The sequence below is a fragment of the Micromonospora sp. NPDC005205 genome, assembly GCF_040608275.1.
In the GTDB taxonomy this organism is placed as follows: domain Bacteria; phylum Actinomycetota; class Actinomycetes; order Mycobacteriales; family Micromonosporaceae; genus Micromonospora.
Genome location: NZ_JBEXHV010000005.1, coordinates 75285 through 92086 on the forward strand (window position 1 = coordinate 75285; position 16802 = coordinate 92086).

The 16802-nt window shown below is 71.0% G+C and carries 18 protein-coding genes; 9 read left to right on the forward strand and 9 right to left on the reverse strand.

Annotated features, from left to right (window positions below):
• The first annotated feature begins 6 nt into the window (after positions 1-6).
• Genes ABZU43_RS11975 through ABZU43_RS11995 form a run of 5 tightly spaced genes read left to right on the forward strand, consistent with a single transcriptional unit; the run spans position 7 to position 5636 of the window.
• A complete protein-coding gene (locus ABZU43_RS11975) occupies positions 7-963 on the forward strand; it encodes an ABC transporter permease (RefSeq protein ID WP_091399352.1) in 957 nt (318 codons plus the stop codon).
• Entirely contained in the window at positions 960-1847 is an 888-nt protein-coding gene (locus ABZU43_RS11980) for an ABC transporter permease (protein ID WP_355006521.1), read from the forward strand. The genes ABZU43_RS11975 and ABZU43_RS11980 overlap by 4 nt, the downstream gene beginning before the upstream one ends.
• Entirely contained in the window at positions 1844-2851 is a 1008-nt protein-coding gene (locus tag ABZU43_RS11985; protein ID WP_355006522.1) for an ABC transporter ATP-binding protein, read from the forward strand. The genes ABZU43_RS11980 and ABZU43_RS11985 overlap by 4 nt, the downstream gene beginning before the upstream one ends.
• Positions 2848-3849 (forward strand): oligopeptide/dipeptide ABC transporter ATP-binding protein, encoded by a 1002-nt coding sequence (locus tag ABZU43_RS11990; protein ID WP_355006523.1) that lies wholly within the window; start codon positions 2848-2850, stop codon positions 3847-3849. Before ABZU43_RS11985 ends, ABZU43_RS11990 begins: the two co-directional genes overlap by 4 nt.
• The gene (locus ABZU43_RS11995) at positions 3846-5636 is read left to right on the forward strand and encodes a gamma-glutamyltransferase family protein (protein WP_355006524.1); all 1791 of its coding nucleotides are present in this window, start codon (positions 3846-3848) and stop codon (positions 5634-5636) included. The genes ABZU43_RS11990 and ABZU43_RS11995 overlap by 4 nt, the downstream gene beginning before the upstream one ends.
• A 23-nt stretch (positions 5637-5659) precedes the next feature.
• Here the strand turns inward: ABZU43_RS11995 and ABZU43_RS12000 are convergent, their stop codons facing one another.
• Positions 5660-6340 carry a GntR family transcriptional regulator gene (locus ABZU43_RS12000; RefSeq protein WP_355006525.1) on the reverse strand — a complete coding sequence of 227 codons (681 nt, stop codon included), beginning with the start codon at positions 6338-6340 and terminating at the stop codon, positions 5660-5662.
• A 70-nt stretch (positions 6341-6410) separates the two neighbouring features.
• On the opposite strand from ABZU43_RS12000, the gene ABZU43_RS12005 reads away from it, so the two are divergent.
• Positions 6411-7127 carry a YoaK family protein gene (locus ABZU43_RS12005; protein ID WP_355006526.1) on the forward strand — a complete coding sequence of 239 codons (717 nt, stop codon included), beginning with the start codon at positions 6411-6413 and terminating at the stop codon, positions 7125-7127.
• A gap of 31 nt (positions 7128-7158) precedes the next feature.
• Here ABZU43_RS12005 and ABZU43_RS12010 read toward each other — a convergent pair whose 3' ends face one another.
• Genes ABZU43_RS12010 through ABZU43_RS12025 form a run of 4 tightly spaced genes read right to left on the reverse strand, consistent with a single transcriptional unit; the run spans position 7159 to position 10416 of the window.
• A complete protein-coding gene (locus tag ABZU43_RS12010; RefSeq protein WP_355006527.1) occupies positions 7159-7785 on the reverse strand; it encodes a response regulator transcription factor in 627 nt (208 codons plus the stop codon).
• The gene (locus ABZU43_RS12015) at positions 7782-9032 is read right to left on the reverse strand and encodes a histidine kinase (RefSeq protein ID WP_355006528.1); all 1251 of its coding nucleotides are present in this window, start codon (positions 9030-9032) and stop codon (positions 7782-7784) included. The genes ABZU43_RS12010 and ABZU43_RS12015 overlap by 4 nt, the downstream gene beginning before the upstream one ends.
• Before the next feature lie 5 nt (positions 9033-9037).
• Complete coding sequence (locus ABZU43_RS12020; RefSeq protein ID WP_355006529.1) at positions 9038-9490, reverse strand: ABA4-like family protein; 453 nt, start codon at positions 9488-9490, stop codon at positions 9038-9040.
• Entirely contained in the window at positions 9487-10416 is a 930-nt protein-coding gene (locus ABZU43_RS12025) for a hypothetical protein (protein WP_355006530.1), read from the reverse strand. Before ABZU43_RS12025 ends, ABZU43_RS12020 begins: the two co-directional genes overlap by 4 nt.
• Before the next feature lie 166 nt (positions 10417-10582).
• On the opposite strand from ABZU43_RS12025, the gene ABZU43_RS12030 reads away from it, so the two are divergent.
• Complete coding sequence (locus tag ABZU43_RS12030) at positions 10583-11332, forward strand: glyoxalase (protein WP_355006531.1); 750 nt, start codon at positions 10583-10585, stop codon at positions 11330-11332.
• 52 nt (positions 11333-11384) lie between these two features.
• Here ABZU43_RS12030 and ABZU43_RS12035 read toward each other — a convergent pair whose 3' ends face one another.
• The gene (locus ABZU43_RS12035) at positions 11385-11780 is read right to left on the reverse strand and encodes a hypothetical protein (protein ID WP_355006532.1); all 396 of its coding nucleotides are present in this window, start codon (positions 11778-11780) and stop codon (positions 11385-11387) included.
• A 236-nt stretch (positions 11781-12016) separates the two neighbouring features.
• On the opposite strand from ABZU43_RS12035, the gene ABZU43_RS12040 reads away from it, so the two are divergent.
• A complete protein-coding gene (locus tag ABZU43_RS12040; RefSeq protein WP_355006533.1) occupies positions 12017-13189 on the forward strand; it encodes a beta-propeller fold lactonase family protein in 1173 nt (390 codons plus the stop codon).
• A 62-nt stretch (positions 13190-13251) separates the two neighbouring features.
• On the opposite strand, the gene ABZU43_RS12045 is transcribed toward ABZU43_RS12040, so the two are convergent.
• The 3 genes from ABZU43_RS12045 to ABZU43_RS12055 all read right to left on the reverse strand — a co-directional run bounded on the left by ABZU43_RS12045 (position 13252) and on the right by ABZU43_RS12055 (position 15919).
• Complete coding sequence (locus ABZU43_RS12045; protein WP_355006534.1) at positions 13252-14520, reverse strand: MFS transporter; 1269 nt, start codon at positions 14518-14520, stop codon at positions 13252-13254.
• Positions 14521-14572: 52 nt separating this feature from the next.
• Positions 14573-15439 carry an aldo/keto reductase gene (locus tag ABZU43_RS12050; RefSeq protein WP_355006535.1) on the reverse strand — a complete coding sequence of 289 codons (867 nt, stop codon included), beginning with the start codon at positions 15437-15439 and terminating at the stop codon, positions 14573-14575.
• A gap of 177 nt (positions 15440-15616) precedes the next feature.
• Positions 15617-15919, reverse strand: a complete 303-nt coding sequence (locus ABZU43_RS12055; RefSeq protein ID WP_355006536.1) for a helix-turn-helix transcriptional regulator — start codon at positions 15917-15919, stop codon at positions 15617-15619.
• Positions 15920-15984: 65 nt separating this feature from the next.
• On the opposite strand from ABZU43_RS12055, the gene map reads away from it, so the two are divergent.
• Complete coding sequence (gene map / locus ABZU43_RS12060) at positions 15985-16758, forward strand: type I methionyl aminopeptidase (protein WP_355006537.1); 774 nt, start codon at positions 15985-15987, stop codon at positions 16756-16758.
• Positions 16759-16802 lie beyond the last annotated feature (44 nt).

Below are 16802 nucleotides of genomic sequence, written 5' to 3' on the forward strand. Positions count from 1 at the left end.
GCCGTCGTGGCCCGATATCTGCTCACCCGCGCCTGGCAGTCGGCGCTGACCCTGCTGTTGTCGACGATCGTGGTCTTCGTCGGAGTACGGGCGCTGCCCGGCGACCCGGCCCTCGCCCTGGCCGGCGAGGACCGGTCGCCGGAGGCTCTGGAGGCCATCCGTCGGCACTACGGGCTGGACCAGCCGCTGCCCGTGCAGTTCGCCCAGTACGTGGAGCGCATGGCGCAGGGCGACTTCGGGGTGTCGATCCGCACCGGCACGCCGGTCTCGTCGATGCTCACGACCGCCCTGCCGGTGACCGTCGAGCTGTCCGTCCTGGCGATCCTCATCGCGGCGGCGCTCGGCGTCGGCGCCGGGGTGCTCGCGGCGGTCCGTCGTGGACGCCCGGCGGAGTGGCTTGCCAACGGCCTGGCCCTGATCGGCCTGTCGGTGCCGCACTTCTGGCTGGGCCTGCTGGCGATCCTCTACCTGTCCGTGGCGACCGGGCTCTTCCCCGCCTCCGGCTTCGTGCCGATCCTGGAGGACCCCGTGGACAACCTGCACCACATCGTCCTGCCGGCCGTGATCCTCGGCACCGGCCTGGCCGCCATCATCATGCGGCAGACCCGGTCGGCGATGCTCGACTCGCTCTCCTCCGACTACGTACGCACGGCCAAGGCGAAGGGCCTGCGACCTCGCGCCGTCATCACCCGGCACGCCCTGCGCAACAGCCTCATCGTGGTGGTGACAGTCGTGGGTCTCCAACTCGGCGGGCTGATCTCGGGCGCGGTCGTCACCGAACAGATCTTCGGGCTGCCGGGCTTCGGCAAGATGACCATCGACGCGGTGTTCCAACGGGACTACCCGGTGATCCAGGCCGTCGTCCTGCTCACCGCGGCGGCCTACATCGTGATCAACTTCTTCGTGGACCTGCTCTACTCGGTCATCGATCCACGCATCCGGGTGACGGGAGATCCGGCATGACCGTCCTCACCGTACCGATCGCGGAGACCGGCACCGCCAGCATCACCCGGCGTACGCGGGTGCTGCGGCGGCTGCGGCGCAACCCGCTCGCCGTGGTGAGCTTCGTCGTGCTCTCGCTGGCGGGCGTCATCGCGCTGCTCTCGCCCTGGCTCGCGCCCTACTCGGTCGACCAGACCGACTTCGCCCGTACGTTCGCGCCTCCCGGCACCGCCGGGCACCTGCTGGGCACCGACGACCTCGGTCGGGACGTCCTCTCCCGCATCATGCTCGGTGCGCGGGCGTCGTTGCAGGTCGGGCTCCTGGCGGTGGCCACGTCGCTGGTCATCGGGGTGCCGCTCGGGCTCGCCGCCGGCTACTTCCGGGCCTGGGACGCGGTGATCTCGCGCTTCACCGACCTGCTGCTGGCGTTCCCGTTTCTGATCATGGCGGTGGGGTTGGCGGCCATCCGGGGCGCCAGCCTCGGCAACGCCGCGGTGGCCATCGGCATCGCCCAGATTCCCGGCGTGATCCGGGTCGTCCGCTCGGACACGCTGCGCCTCAAGTCGCTGGACTTCGTCGCGGCGGCCGTCGTGGACGGCGCGAGCGACCTGTGGGTGCTGGCCCGGCACATCCTCCCGAACGCGACCTCGGTGATCCTGGTGCAGGCCACCGTCGCCATCCCGGCCGCGATCCTCGGTGAGGCGGTGCTGTCCTTCCTCGGTCTCGGCATCCAACCCCCGGCGCCCAGCCTCGGCACCATGCTCGCCACCGCCCAGCAGTTCGCCGCCCGCGCACCGTGGGCAGCCGTCTTCCCCGGCGTGGTGATCATGGGTCTGGCGCTGGCGTTCAACGTCTTCGGTGACGCCCTGCGCGACGCCCTCGACCCGAAGGGAGACCGGCGATGACCACCGCCCCCGCGCCCGTGCTGGAGATCCGCGACCTGTCGGTGTCGTTCCCGACCGAGACCGGCACCGTCTCGGCGGTCGACGGGGTCAGCCTGGACCTCGCAGCCGGGGAGATCGTCGGGATGGTGGGCGAGTCGGGGTGCGGAAAGAGCGTCACCGCGATGAGCCTCGCCGGGCTGCTCCCGGGCAGCGCCCGGGTCACCGGGTCGGTGCGCCTGGACGGCACCCAGCTGGTCGGCGCCCGCGAGTCTGCCCTGCGTCGGGTCCGTGGCCGGGAGATCGCCTACATCTTCCAGGAACCGATGACGTCGTTGAACCCGGTGCTCACCGTGGGGCGGCAGATCGGGGAGGTGCTCCAGGTCCACGAGCGGATGTCCCGACGGGCGGCGCGGGCCCGCGCCGTCGAGCTGTTGACGCTCGTCGGTATCCCGTCCGCCGCCCAGCGGGTCGACAGCTACCCGCACCAACTCTCCGGCGGCATGCGACAGCGGGTGATGATCGCGATGGCGGTGGCCTGCGGCCCGAAGGTGCTGGTGGCCGACGAGCCGACCACAGCGCTGGACGTCACCGTCCAGGCCGGCATCCTCCAGGTGCTGCGGGACCTGCGCGACCGGCTCGGCACGAGCGTCCTCATCATCACCCACGACCTCGGCGTGATCGCCGACATCGCGGACCGCGTCGTCGTCATGTACGCGGGCCGGGTGGTGGAACGGGCGTCGGTGGACGACCTGTTCGCCCACCCCCGGCACCGGTACACGGCCGGGCTCCTGTCGGCGTCACCGCAGCCGGGCCGGCACGCCGGCACCGACCGGTTGACCGAGATCCCCGGGCTGGTGCCCGTGCTGGCCAGCCAACCCGATGCCTGTACCTTCGCGGATCGCTGCCCGGCCGCCGACGAGCGGTGCCGGGCGGCAGCCCCGCCGTTGGAGGATGTCGGTGACACCGACCATGTCGCGGCCTGCTGGCACCCCTGCGAGATGGCCCCTCAGGAGGCGAACCGATGACGCCGCAGCCGAACGCCCTGGAGATAGCGGACCTGGTGATGCACTTCGGCCCGGTGCGTGCCGTGGACGGGGTGTCCCTGACCATCCCGCGGGGCCAGGTCACGGCCCTGGTGGGGGAGAGCGGCTCCGGGAAGTCGACAGTGGGCCGATGCGTGGTGCGGCTCGTCGAACCGACAGCGGGAACGGTCCGGATCGCGGGCACCGACGTCACCCACCTGTCCCGACGGCGACTGCGTCCCCATCGCGGCGCGGTGTCGATCGTCTTCCAGGACCCGGCCGCGTCACTGGACCCGCGCATGCTGGTGGGCGAGATCGTGGCCGAACCGCTGCGGCTGGCCGGCAAGCGGATCTCCCGGCGCGAGCGGGACGCCCGCGTCGCCCCCCAACTCGAACGGGTCGGCCTGCGCGCCGAGGTGGCCCGTCGCTATCCCCACGAACTGTCCGGCGGGCAACGCCAACGGGTCAGCATCGCGCGGGCCCTGATCTCCGAGCCCATGCTGCTCATCGCGGACGAACCCACCAGCGCGCTCGACGTGTCAGTGCAGGCGTCGGTGCTCAACCTCCTCGCCGACCTGCAACGCGACATCGGGTTCGCCTGCCTCTTCATCACCCACGACCTCTCCGCTGTCGAGTACCTGGCCGACGACATCGCTGTCATGTACCTGGGTCAACTCGTCGAGACCGGCAGCCGCGAGCGGATCTTCGCCCGGCCCGCACACCCGTACACGCAGGCGCTGCTCTCCGCCGCGCCGGTGGCCGACCCGGTGCGTCAGCGCCACCGTCAGCCGGTGCTGCTCGGCGACGACCTGCCGTCCGCGCTCGACCCGCCGTCCGGCTGCCGGTTCCGGACCCGGTGCCCGCTCGCCTTCGACAGGTGCGCGACGGAGGTGCCGGCGCAGACCGCCATCGGCGACGGCATGGCCGCCTGCCACCTGGTCCGGCCGGACGGCACCGGTCCCGACGTTCGTACCGCAGATCCCAGTGAGGTGCTGTCATGACGTTCACCACCCGACCCACGTTGCAGGGCACCTTCGGCATGGTGTCCTCCACCCACTGGCTCGCCAGCCAGTCGGCCATGGGCATCCTGGAACGCGGGGGCAACGCCTTCGACGCGGCGGTCACCGCCGGATTCGTGCTGCACGTGGTCGAGCCGCACCTGAACGGGCCCGGCGGCGAGGTGCCGGCCATCGTGGCCACCGCGCGGGACCCCCGACCGAAGGTGCTGTGCGGGCAGGGGCCAGCCCCGGCCGGCGCCACCATCGCGCACTTCCGGTCCCTCGGCATGGACCTCATCCCGGGTGCTGGGCCGCTCGCGGCGGCAGTACCCGGTGCGGTGGACGCCTGGCTCCTGCTGCTGCGCGAGCACGGCACGCTCACCCTCGCCGAGGTGCTGGAGCCGGCGATCGGCTACGCCGGCGCCGGGCACCCGCTGGTGGGCCGGGTCGGTGACACGGTGGCCGCCGTCCGGTCGTTGTTCGAGGAACACTGGCCCACCTCCGCCGCGCTCTGGCTGCGCGGCGGCCGACCGCCCGCCGCGGGGGAGTTGGTCACCAACCCGGCGTACGCGGACACCCTGCGCCGACTCGTCGAGGCGGGACGGGCGGCCGGTGCCGACCGGGAGGCCCAGATCGAGGCCGCCCGCCGGGCCTGGAGCACGGGTTTCGTCGCCGAGGCGATCGACGCGTTCAGCCGGCGACCGTTCCAGGACTCCAGCGGACGCCCGCACGCCGGGCTGGTCACCGGCGACGACCTGGCCGCGTACTCGGCGAGTTGGGAGCCGCCCGCCACCCTCGACTGGCAGGGCTACTCGGTGGCGAAGACCGGTTTCTGGGGCCAGGGCCCGGTGCTGTTGGAGTCGCTGGCCACCCTGGACGCGCTCGACGACCCGGGCGCGTACGACTCGGCGACCGCCGCGGGTGTGCACGCCCAGGTCGAGGCGCTCAAGCTCGCCTTCGCCGACCGGGAGGCCTGGTACGGCGACGGGGCCGACGTGCCCGCCAAGGCGCTGCTCTCACCGCAGTACGCGCGGGAGCGGGCCGCCCTGATCGGCGATCGCGCGTCGGCGGAGTTGCGGCCGGGCCGCCCGGACGGGGCGCAGCCGCGCCTGCCCGCCCACGTCCAACCGGGTGCCGCCCGACCTGCCGGACCGACCGATGCCACAACGGGAGAGCCGACAGTGCAGTCGGACGGGGTGACCCGGGGCGACACCTGTCACGTGGACGTGGTCGACCGATGGGGCAACATGATCTCGGCTACCCCCAGTGGCGGCTGGTTGCAGAGTTCGCCGACGATTCCGGAGCTGGGCTTTCCGCTGGGCAGCAGGTTGCAGATGTTCTGGCTGGAGGAGGGGCTCGCCTCGTCGCTGGCGCCGGGCCGCCGCCCGCGTACGACGCTGAGCCCGACGATGGTGCACCGCGACGGTGAGCCGGTGCTGGCCTGCGGCACCCCCGGTGGCGACCAGCAGGACCAGTGGCAGTTGCCATTCCTGGTGCGGCACCTCGTCGGTGGGCAGAGCCTTCAGGAGGCCATCGACGCGCCGGCGTGGCACACGGTCAGCCTGCCCGGCTCGTTCTATCCCCGCGACATGGAGCCCGGTGTCCTGGTGGTGGAGGACCGGCTCGACGAGGGTGTGCTGGCGGCGCTGCGGGCGTACGGGCACGAGGTGCGGGTCACCGACGGGTGGAGCCTCGGTCGGCTCTGCGCGGTGACCCGTGACCCGGCGACGGGAGTGCTGGCCGCCGGTGCGAACCCGCGGGGGATGCAGGGCTACGCGTGCGGCCGGTAGCGGGTGCCGCAGCCGCATGCCCGTCAGCGGGTGCCGTAGCCGCCTTCGGCGTTCTCGTACGCGGCGGCGGATGCCGCTTCGAGGTGGTCGAGCGCGGCCCGCTCGGCGCGGTCACCGTCGCCCGACTCGATGGCGTCGACGAGTTGGATGTGCTCGGCCCAGGAGTGTGGAGCTCGTTCGGCCGCTCCGAGCCGGAAGACCCACTGGACATGGAGGTAGAGCGACTTGGCGATCGACGACAGCCAGGGGTTTCCGCTGATCTGGAGGATGCGCAGGTGCAGCGTGCTGTTCAGCTCGGCGACCCGGGCCAGGTCGTGGCGTTGCGTCGCCTCGCGGCCCTGGTCGAGCAGGGCACGTAGGGAGGCCACGTCGGCTGCTGTGGCCCGCTCGGCGGCCAGCCGGGCGGCCAGCGCTTCCAGTCGCTCGCGCACGGCGAACATGTCGGTGATGGTCCCGCTGCTCGGTGAGGCGACGACCGCTCCCCGGCGGGGGAGGATCACGACGAATCCCTCCGCCTCGGCGACGCGCAGCGCCTCCCGGACGGGGTTGCGGGAGACGCCGAAGTCCTCGGCGAGCCGGTCCTCGGTCAGCCGTTCCCCGGGCAGGTAGTCGCCGTCGATGATGGCGGTCCGCAGCGCGGCGAGGACCTGATCGCGGAGCGGCAGGTGTTGTGCGCCGAGCTTGTCCCGTAGGTCTTCAGCCACCTTGTCGCCTCTCCGTGAACGTGTCCGCACAAAGTGTATACGAAGAACAATTATCGGAAGGCGGCCGACAGTGTCGAGCACAGCGCCCCGCGTCACCCGCCCTCACGTCACCCCGCCCCGGGACGAGCGCCTGCTGCGGCGACGGCACGCGCTCGTCGTCGTCCTCACCTTCCTCACCGGGAGCGCTGACGCTCTCGGCTTCCTCGCCCTCGGCGGCGCCTTCGCCAGCGTGATGACAGGCAACATGGTCCTGCTCGGGCTCTCGGCCGGCAGAGGTGAAGCCGACCTGGCTCTGACGTCGGGCTGCGCCATCGTCAGCTTCATCGTCGGTGTCCTCGCCGGCGCCCGCGTCGTCGGCTCGGCGCAGCCCGACGATCCGGTCTGGCCCCGGCGGGTCACCTGGGCGCTGGTCCTGGAGCTGTCGGTGTTCGTGGTGTTCGCCGTCGTCTGGGAGGTCACCCTGCACACCCCCGACGCGGGTGTCCACCTGGCGCTGCTGATGCTGTCCGCTGTCGCGCTGGGCGTGCAGAGCAGTGCGATCCAACGCTTCGGGGTGTCCGGCCTGTCCTCCACGTACCTGACCGGCACGCTGACCAGCCTGATCGCCGGGGTCGCCGCGCGCAGCCCGTGGACCAGCCTGCGTCCCAAGGCCCAGGTGCTGCTGGCCCTCATGGTCGGCGCGGCGGTCGGCGCCCTTGTCGCTCTGCACCTGCCGGTCGTCGCCCCGGCCCTGCTGATCGTGCCGCTGGTGGTCGTCATCGCCGTGTCCGCGCGGATGCGGGCCTGAGCCGCAGACGCCGTGCGTGCGGGCCTGAGCGTCAGACGCCGCGAGCGAACAGGGCCAGGCGTACCCGGTTGGGGCTGTCGGTCTTGGTCATCAGGCTGGTGATGTGGGTCTTGACAGTGGTGACACCGATGTGGAGCTGGTCGGCGATCTCGGTGTTGGACAATCCCTCGGCGACCAGGTCGAGCACGTCCCGTTCCCGGGCGGTCAGGCCCGGCAGAGCCGGTGGCGACCCCGGGCGGGCGTGCACCGCGCGCTGCACGAGGCGGCGCAGCACCTCAGGGCTGAACGGGCTGTCACCGACGGCGGCCCGGCGGATGCCGTCCAGCAACTCGGTCGGGGGCGCGTCCTTGAGCAGGAACCCGCACGCTCCGGCGGTCAGCGCGGGGTAGAGGTGCTCGTCGTCGCCGAACGTGGTCAGCACCAGGATGCGGGTGGCGGGGCGTTCGGCGAGGATCCGGCTGGTCGCGGTGATCCCGTCGACGCCGGGCATCCGCAGGTCCATCACGACGACGTCGGGGAGGAGCCGCCCGGCCAGCGGGATCGCCTCGCGGCCGTTGTCGGCCTCCCCGACGACCTCGATGTCGGGTTGAGCATCGCAGAGCATGCGCAGCCCGGCCCGGATGAGGTGCTGGTCGTCGACCAGCAGCACCCGGATCACGCCGGCTCCGGCGCGGGCGACCCGGCCGGGGCCTCCCGCTCGCGGGGCACCGACCCGACCGGCGCGTCGGTGGACGCGGCGGCCACTGCCGGAAGGACGGTACGCACCCGCCACCCGGTGCCGGTCCGGCCCGCCTCCAGCCGGCCACCGAGGACCTCGACACGCTCGCGCATCCCGGTGATGCCGTGCCCGCCACCGGCCGGCACGGCCGCCGGCCCCCCGCCGCGCCCGTTGTCGGTGACCTCCCAGTGCACGGAGCCGTCCCGGACGGCGACCACGAGATGCGCGATCGCTGAGGCCCCCGCGTGTTTGGCCACGTTCGTCAGCGCCTCCTGCGTGAGTCGCAGCACCGCCATGCCGCGCACCGCGTCGAGTGAACCGATCGCCGGGTCGAGGTCGGCCTCCACAATGACACCCGCCTGCCGGGCCCGATCCATGGACGCGCCGATCGCCGCCGGCAGCGCGGACGGTTCGATAGCGGTCAGCGCCGCGTCGCCGCGTACCCCGTCGGGGTTGCGCAGCACCGCGACCAGCCGGCGCAGCTCCGCGAGGGCCGAGGTGCCGGTGCCGTGCACGTCGTCGAAGACCTCGCCCACCCGGGGGTCGAGGTCGGTGAGCACGTGCCGGGCCACGCCGACCCGCAGGACCATCGACGCCACATGGTGCGCCACGACGTCGTGCAGCTCGCGGGCGATGGCGCTGCGTTCGTCGGCGCGAGCCGCGCGGCTCTCGGACTCGTGCTGGCGTTGCTCGGCCAGGGCCCGCTCCACGGCCTGCCGGCCCAACTCCCGGTTGGTGCGGATGACCAGGCCGAGCAGGACCGGCACGCCGACCTCCACGGCGAGCCCGACGACCCCGGAGGCGAACCGGCGCGGCGGGTCGCCGATCGAGTCGGTCAGGTCGACCACGGCAAGCAGCACGGCGGCCAGCCAGATGGGCCGCGCGTGGCGCGCACGCATGGTGACCTCGAGCAGCGCCCAGCTGGCACCAACCTGGTTGATGGTGAAGTCGTCGACCAGGCTGATCCCGACCGCCAGCAGGGCGGCCTGTGCCACCAGGTTCAGCACCGGCAACCGGTGCGCCACCAGCGCCACGGCGAACGCGAGCAGTGCGAGGATCCACTGTGCCGTGGTGGGCGTGCTGTTGGAGTGCGGGACGACGAACAGGTAACACACCCCGGCGAGGTCGAGCAGCACCATTCGCACGAGCGCGTCCCGCATGTCGAACAGTCGCCCCGGCCAGCTCACGGTCGTCAGCCTAGGTGCTGTGAGCCGGTGGCGGCGGCCGCCGACCGCCGCCACCGGGTCCGGACCGCGAGGTACGCGGCCAGGCCGAGCGGCCCGAGCAGGATGGTCAGCACCAGCACCGGAGCCATCACCAGCGCCGGTACCCCCCGTTCCCGGCTGTCCAACCACGCCCACCGCCCGACGAACAGATCGAACGCGATCATGTGCGCCCAACCCGCCGCCGCACCGTCGGAGGTACCGAGCAGGTCCCGCACCCCGGCCAGGGTCGGCGACGCCACGGCTGGCAGCACCTCGCCGAACGCCGGGAGCACCAGCAGCGCGTAGATCACCACGACCGGCAGCACGATCAGCGGCGAGGCGATGATCCGAGCGGTCCACGACCAGCGCGGCAGCAGGATCATCAGCGCCCAGAACGGCGCGGCCACCGCGAACGTCAGGGAGAACAGCGTCCCGGTCACGCGGCCAGCGCCAGTTCCGGGCGACGTCGGCGGGCCAGCACCACGCCGGTCACGCTCGCCGCGGTCGCGACCACCAGTGCCGCGACCGCGGCGAGCGTGCCGGCGTCCGGCCGCAGCAGCGGCTGTCCGCGCAGCGCCTGCCACGTCAACAACACAGTGAGTACGCCGTACGCGCCGCCCGCGACGACAAGCAGCCGGACGCGGGTGCGCTCGTCCAATCGCGTCGCGAACCGGGTCAGCAGGATCGCCAGGATCGGCAGCGCCTGGAGGGCGTGCAGCCCCACGAAGTGCCCGATCCGCAGGTCGCCGCCGGTGGTGCTCCAGCCGACGACAGGCAACCCCGGCCCACCGTCGGTCACCCCGACGCTGTGCGCCCCGCCGATCCCCTCGATCCCCGGGTCCTGCATCGGCAGCACCATCGGCACCGCCGCGAGCATGCCCAGCAGGGACAGCCCGAGCCCCCACCCGACGGCGGTCGCGGCCACCCGATCGGGAATCCGCTGGATCAGGACCACGATCGCGATGACGAGGTGCGCGAAGAACAGCACCATGATCGCCGCGCCCATCGACGCGACCAACATGGTGTTCAGCGGAGTGGTGGCGTTGTAGTGGCTGGCCTGTCCGCGTATCACCTGACCGACTATCCACGCGTTCTCGACGACCGCCACCGCGACGATGACGACGACCGCCCTCTCGACGGCCCGGCTGCGCCGCGGCAGCAGGGAGAGCATCCAGGCGAGCGTCGCGCCGTACAGCACGAACGACACCGCGAACTTGAACGGCTTGAGCCAGATCGGCGCCCCGGTGAGGACGCGCGGGTCGACGAGGATGCCGACGACGGCGACGACGCCGAGCACCGCCATCACGGATACCAGGAACATCAGTGGGCGGTTCCAGCGCGTCGCCCGGCGCAGAACTGTTGTCATGTCTGTAGATGCTCGTGGCCGCGTACGCCAATCGCGTCCGACCTCGAGCCCCGGTCGCGGCCGGTGGTCGGAGCGGTCCTCCTCCCCTGGTAGGAGACAAAACCCGTCGAAGCCGCTCGGTGGTGCTGGCACAATGGCCGGCCTGTCGACCGGACCGAGAGTGACGATGACGACCAACATGGACCGTGTCCAGCCGAACGAGACCACGGTGCCGCTGCTGCACTGCCCAGCCCCGGAGGAGACCCTGGCGTTCTGGCGGGCCCTCGGGTTCGAGGTGGCTTATGAGCAACTCAGGCCATACGTGTACCTGGCGTTCACCTGGAGTGGGTTCCAGCTGCACTACGGGCCGGCACCGAAGGATCTCGACCCGGCGAAGGAGCAGTCCGGCGGGTGCCTGGTGATGGTGGACGCGGTGGGGCCGTACCACGCGGCGTTCACCGAGGCGATGCGCCGCAGCTACGGCAAGGTGCTGGTCAAGGGCCTGCCTCGGATGACCCGCTACCGGGCCGGGGCGTCGCGGTTCAGCATCGTCGACCCGTCCGGCAACACCATCGTCTTCATTCAGCGCGACGAACCGGACGACGTGGAGTACGGCGGGTCGACGGAGCTTGACGGGCTGGCCCGGGTGCTCGACAACGCGCGGATCCTGCGCGAGTTCAAGATGGACGACCGGGCGGCCTACCGGGCCCTCGACTCGGGGATGCGCCGTCGCGCCGAGGACGCCCCGGTGGTCGAGCAGGCGATGGCGCTGGCCGGCCTCATCGAGTTGGCCACCGCGTTGGACAAGGCCGACCGGGTGCCCGAGTGGGGCGCCCGACTCCAGGCGCTGTCGCTGACTCCGGAGCAGCGGACGCAGGTAGGGCAGTACGTGGCCGACCCCACCCTCCTCGAACCGTGGTGGCCCGACCCGCGCTGACCCCGGACCTCGCCGCGTCCAGCCTCAGCGATGTCGTTGTCGCCCGAACCAGTCAGGGCCGCACGTCGGTGTCGTCGTCGAGGACCTTTTCCGCCAGCCGCTCCGGGAACATGCGACGCACGCTCGCGGAGTATTCGCTCCCATCGCCGGGCTGCGTGACGCGATCGCCGTCCACCCGCACCGGTACGGAGACTCCCGAGACGATCCCGACCCCCGGTGCTGCTTCGCAGTGCGCCCAGGCGAACGACGAAGAACCGTCTCGCCCCAGCAGCCGAACCTCGCAGGTGCCTGGCCCGCCCAGCAACTCGGCGGGGAGGAGCGTAGCGAGACGCGCCTCCTCAGCCTGCACCTCAGCCGCGTCCCGGTCGGGGAGTGCGTACGGCGGCTCGGAACAGCAGGTGAGCAGCCCGATCGCCAGACCGACCCAGACGGCGTGGTGGCGAATCACCAGTGCAGCATCCCATCCGGTGGTTCTGACACGCCATCACCGTCGGTTTGCGGACCGTGCGGCCCCGTGCGCTGTGGCGGACGAGCGCCACAGTCGCCCGTTCGTCTCGTCATTTCGCAAATCGCAATGGAATTACCGCTTTAGGGTAACTGCGACCAACCCGCCTAGCTGCTCCGATAGCTTTCGAAGGAGAGGAAAACTCGTATTCCTCCCTTCGGGTGCACAAGGAGTCAGTGATGAAGCGCAGTGTCGCGCTCGCGGCAGCCCTCCTCGCAGGTCTGACCAGCATCGGATCGATCCCCGGGGCCGCCTTCGCCGATGGCGGTGGCCCCGGGTACCACGACGACCGCAAGGGGGGTGATCACCACGACGGCGTCGAGGGCGCTGTCTTCGTCCAGACCAACAAGGCCGAGGGCAACACCATCAAGGTGTACGACCGCGACGAGGACGGCCGTCTCACCAAGGCGGGCGAGTACGAGACCGGAGGGCTGGGCGGCTTCACCATCGGCGCGCCGCTCGACGCGCTGGCCTCGCAGGGCTCCCTGACCTACCACCGCGGACTGCTGTTCGCCGTGAACGCCGGCAGCAACACGGTGACGGTCTTCCGTGTCGAGGGCACCAGGCTGCACAAGCTCCAGGTCATCTGGTCCGGCGGTCTGCTGCCGGTCAGCGTCGCGGCCCGTGGCGACCTCGTCTACGTCCTCAACGCCGGCGGCGAGGGCTCGGTGCAGGGCTTCGAGCTGCTTAAGGGGCGCCTGTCACGGATCGAGGACGCCAACCGGTCGCTCGGGCTGCACAACGGCAACCCGCCCGCGTTCGGGACCGCCCCGGCCCAGGTCAAGATCGACCCGGACAGCGAGTTCGTCCTGGTGTCGACGAAGGCCGCCAACGTCATGTTCAGCTACGAGATCGGTCGCAACGGCAAGCTGTCCCGCAACCCCGTCGTCAGCGACGCGGGCAACGCCCCGTTCGGCTTCACCTTCGACACCGATGACTCGTTGCTGGTCACCGAGTCGGGCGCGAACGCGGTCAGCCGGTTCGAGCTGGAGGACGACGGCGCGCTCGACCAGGTCGGCCCGTCGGTGCCCAACGGGCAGCAGGCGACGTGCTGGATCCAGCGTGTCGGCGACTACTTCTTCGTCGCCAACGCCGGCAGCTCCACCATCAGTTCCTACCGGGTCGACGACGACGGCAAGCTGGAACTCGTCAAGAACGTCGCCGCCGACACCAACGGTGGGTCGATCGACATGACCACCAGCGACGGCTTCCTGTACGTGCAGAACGCCACCGCTGGCAACGTGCAGGGCTACAAGGTGCACGAGGACGGGTCCCTGAATCTCGTCACCACTGTGGAGGGTCTGCCCACGTTCGCCGACGGCATCGGCATGGAGGGCATCGCCGCCTCCTGAGCGCACCACCCGCTGGTCCCGGTCGTCCGTCGACCGGGACCAGCTCTCGTCGTGTCACGAGGCTAGGTGGCCTCCGCTGAGTCCGGGCGCGTTCGCTCGCCCCATCGGACGACCGCCGGGGCGGCGAGCCCGACCGCTACGAAGATGCCGCCCATCAGCAGCCAGCCGGGGGCGCCCCAGGCGATGCAGAGCAGGCCCAGGATGGAAGGGGCGGCGACGTTGGCCAGGCCCGTGCCAAGTCCTGAGATTCCCATGTACTGCCCCTGCGCGTGCGCGGGGGCGAGCCGGAACTGCAACTCGAGTGAGCCCGCCGCGTGCCACAGCTCGCCGACGGTGTGTGCGGCGACCCCCAGCGTGATCACCGTGACGGCTACCCATCCGGGCATCGCCGACGTGGCGGAGATCAGGGCCATCCCGATCAGGAACGCCAACCCGGAGCGGCGCATCGCCCGACCTGCCGCTGAGCTGGAGTCGACTCCCCGGCTCGCTCTGACTTGCAGCGTCGCCACGAGGGCGGTGTTGACCAGCACGGCCACCCCGACGAACCAGCGTGGCGCGTCGGTCTGCGAGATGATCCACACTGGCAGCGCGAAGACCAGTACCTGGCCCTGTATCCCCAGGATGGCGTCGAGCACGGTGACTGCCAGAAAGGGCCTGTCCTTCAGTGCGATCCAGCGCCCGGTCAGCTGGGGCGCTGGTACGGGCGGCAGCGAGGGCAGCCGAGTGATGATGGCGGCGCAGGCCACGAAGCTGACGGCGTTGCCCACGACCAGGGCCAGGTAGGCCGCGCGGGTGTCCAGTTGTACTGCGGCGCCGGCGGCGAGGGCGCCGCAACATCCCGCGAGGTTGGCGACCGACCGTAGATAGGCCCGATACTGGCCAAGGTTGGTGCCGCCGAAGCCACGCACCAGCGGACCGCGAGACGCCCCGCCGGCTGAGTGCGCGAGCTGGGTCAGGCAGACCAGGACGACGAACGGCCAGAACGTGTGCACGAAGGCCAGAGCGGCCATGGTGGCGGCTCGGATGACCAGGGTCAGCAGATAGATCTCGCGTGGGCCTCGACGATCGGCGAGATGCCCCACCGGAACCCCGGCGAGCATCCCGACGAGCGCTGCGATGCCCATCCCCAGAGCGACCTGCGCAAGGGGAAGCCCGACGGATCGGGTGAAGAAGAGCACGGCGCTGGCCATGAAGATGCCACTTCCGAGCATGTTGACGAAGGTCGCGAAGGCCAGGACGCGCCGAGGGCCGTGATCGGGGATGAGTCCTCGGGCAACGAGCCACGAGGTGTCGCGCGGAGGGGTGGGAACGGGCGTTGTCGCTGCCTGCACAGTGACGGGCCTCCCGTCGGGTCGTGGGCGGGGCTGCATCCTGCCGGGGCCGCTACTCGAGGCTGGCCAACTCGTCCGGCGACAGGACCAGCGCCCCGGCGGCCAGGTTCTCGACCAGGTGATCGGGGTTGCCGGTACCGGGGATGGCCAGCAGGTGAGGGCCGCGGCTGAGGGTCCATGCGATCCGTACCTGTGCGGGCGTCGCGCCGTGCGTGCGCGCGATGGCCTCTACTGCCGTGTTGGCGGCCACGCCGCCGGCCTCACGTCGGTCGCCGGCGATCGCGAAGAACGGCACGAATGCGACGCTCTGGTCGCCGCAGGTACGCACGAGCTGATCCTGCGTACGTCGGGTGTCGACACCGTACGTGTTCTGCACGCAGACCACCGGGGCGATCGCCTGCGCCTGCGCGAGGTGTTGCGGACGGATGTTGGAGAGGCCGAGATGCCGGATGAGTCCGGCGTCACGGAGCTCGGCCAGCGCGCCGAAGTGCTCCGCCACCGACTCCAGTCCGTGCTGGCGCAGGTTCACGACATCCAGATGGTCGCGGCCGAGTTGGCGCAGGTTCTCCTCGACCTGTCCACGCAGCTCATCCGGCCGGGCCAGCGGCAGCCACTCTCCCGAGGGGTCGCGGCCCGGTCCGACCTTCGTGGTGATGACCACGTCATCGGCGTACGACGACAGTGCAGTGTTGATCAATTCGTTGGCGGACCGGAGTGGCGAGAAGTAGAACGCCGCCGTGTCGATGTGGTTAACACCGAGGTCGACCGCTTGGCGTAGCAGTCCGATGACCCGCGCGCGGTCGCTCGCCGCGCTGCCGTTACCCGTCAGGCGCATTGCGCCGAATCCGATCCGATTGACGCTCAGGTCGCCGAGCGTCCAGGTACCCGCGGACTCCGCACTGATCATGTTGGTGGGCATTGGGCGAACTTAGCCACCGTCGTTGACCTGCGCAGTCGGGCGTCTGCCCGATGCCGATCGGGAAGAATCACTGTTAGGTTAACTATCGTGGGAAGCGCGTTGCCGGCAGCGCCGGGACAGCCCGCAGTGCATTCGGGTTCTGACCGAGGCGGCGTCAACCGGCTCGACCGCAGCGCGCTAGGAGGCCAACCGCTCGCGGGCGCCGCGTGTCGGCCGGGGGAGTTCGGTGCTGCCGTCCGACGTGTTGATCTCCGACCAGACGGCGTCGAGGGAGAGTCCGAGGACGTCGGCGATCGCCGCGATGGTCGGGAAGGCCGGGGTGGCTATCCGGCCGGACTCGATCTTTCGAAGGGTTTCTGGCGAGACGCCCGCGTCCAGCGCGGTGAGGAGCATCGAACGCTCTCCACGGGCCCGACGCAGGAGCGCGCCGAGGCGCTGTCCGCGTTCGAGCTCTTCGGGAGTGAGCGGCAACCTGACCATGCCCCGATTCTAGTACCGGGATAATATGGCCGGGATACTTATTGGTTGCCAGAGGAAGGCGCTGCATGATCGAGATCCTGAGCCCCACCGACGTGCTGCGAGCGAAGGACACCGGCGCGTTGGTCGCCAGCATCCTGCAGACGCTGAAGAGCCGCTGCGTGGTCGGCACCAACCTCCTGGACATCGACCGGTGGGCGCAGGCCATGATCACCGAGGCCGGGGCGCAGTCCTGCTACGTCGACTATGAGCCGTCCTTCGGGCGTGGGCCGTTCGGCCACTACATCTGCACGTCGGTGAATGACGCCGTACTGCACGGGTTGCCGTATGACTACCCACTCGCCGACGGGGACCTGCTCTCGCTCGACCTCGCCGTCTCCCACCGTGGAGTCGTCGCGGACTCGGCCATCAGCTTCATCGTGGGCGACGTGCGGCCCCCGGAGAGCGTCGCGCTGATCGACGCGACCGAGCGCGCGTTGCAGGCGGGGATCGCCGCCGCCGGCCCCGGCGTTCCCATCGGTGACATCTCCCACGCGATCGGCTCGGTTCTCACGGCGGCGGGATACTCGGTCAACACGGAGTTCGGCGGTCACGGCGTCGGATCGACGATGCACCAGGACCCGCACGTCTCCAACACCGGGCGCCCCGGTCGCGGTTACCGGCTACGCCCGGGGCTGCTGCTGGCGCTGGAGCCCTGGGTGATGGCGGACACCGCCACGCTGGTCACCGATGCCGACGGCTGGACCCTCCGTAGCGCGACGGGTTGCCGGACGGCGCACAGCGAGCACACCATCGCGATCACCGACGACGGTGCCGAGGTGCTGACCCGGCCGGCGCCCTGACCGACGGACCGGCTGTCGACCCGCACCCACGGTGGACGATTAAC